This window comes from Streptomyces ossamyceticus (assembly GCF_001418475.1).
Taxonomy (GTDB): Bacteria; Actinomycetota; Actinomycetes; order Streptomycetales; family Streptomycetaceae; genus Streptomyces; species Streptomyces ossamyceticus.
In genome coordinates, this window is the sequence record NZ_LIQX01000913.1 from 1 (window position 1) to 1157 (window position 1157).

A 1157-nucleotide genomic window follows, 5' to 3' on the forward strand; every position below is an offset into this window, starting at 1 on the left:
GTAGTACGCCTGGGGGTCGGCAGCGTACTGCCGGTGCCGCTGTACAGCGGCACCGCCAGTACGCCGCCGACCCCCAGGCGTACTACGCGTACCTGCGGCACTTCGGGGCGACCGCGCCGGTCGAGATCGCGCCCGGTGTGGACGCGACCCTCGTCACCGACCACGCGACGGCGCTCCACCTGCTCCAGGACTCGAGCAACTTCCGCAAGGACGCCCGGCGCTGGCGGGATGTCGCCGAGGGCAGGATCGGCCCGGACAACCCCGTCGTGCCGATGCTGGGCTACCGGCCCAACGCCATGTTCACCGACGGCGCCGAGCACGCCCGGCTGCGCCAGGCGATCACCGACTCCCTGGCCCGCGTGGACTCCCGGCAGCTGACGGAGATGACCAAGCGCGCCTCCGACTACCTGATAGCCCAGGTCGCCGCGCGCGGCTCGGTCGACCTGATGAACGACTACGTCAAGCAGCTGCCGCTGCTCGTGTTCAACGAGCTGTTCGGCTGCCCGGCGGACGTCGGCGACCGCGTCGTCTTCGGCATCTCCGGTGTCTTCGAGGGCGTCAACGCCGAGAAGGCCAACATGGTGCTCGGCCAGGCCGTCGGCGAGCTGGTGGCGCTGAAGCGGGCCAGGCCCGCCGACGACGTCACCTCGCACCTGATGCGGCACGAGGCCCGGCTGACCGACGAGGAACTCGTCCACCAGCTGATCCTGTTGCTCGGCGCGGGCGCCGAACCGCTGCGCAACCTCATCGGCAACACCCTGCACCGGCTGCTCACCCACGACCGGTACGCCGACGGCGGTCTCATCGAGGAGGCCATCGACGACACGCTGTGGGAGAACCCGCCCATGGCGAACTACGCGCCCCACTACCCGGCCTCCGACCTGGACTTCGCCGGGACGAAGATGCGCGCCGGCGACCTGGTGCTGGTGAGCATCACCGCCGCCAACACCGACCCGACGCTGGCGGCGGCCCGGCAGACCGGCGGCCGGCGCGCCCACCTCGCGTGGAGCGCGGGCCCGCACGCCTGCCCGTCCAAGGACCTCGCGCGGCTGGTCACCATGACGGCCATCGAGAACCTGCTGAACCGGCTGCACGACATCGAGCTGGCGGTGCCCGAGGACAGCCTGACCTGGCGGCCGGGCCCGTTCCACCGGGCG

1 protein-coding gene is annotated in these 1157 nt (G+C 71.7%); it reads left to right on the forward strand.

Annotation, left to right across the window (positions count from 1 at the left end; all coding sequences use genetic code 11):
• The coding region (locus AOK15_RS40475) for a cytochrome P450 (RefSeq protein WP_055524166.1) at positions 1–1157 on the forward strand (1157 nt) is incomplete at both ends.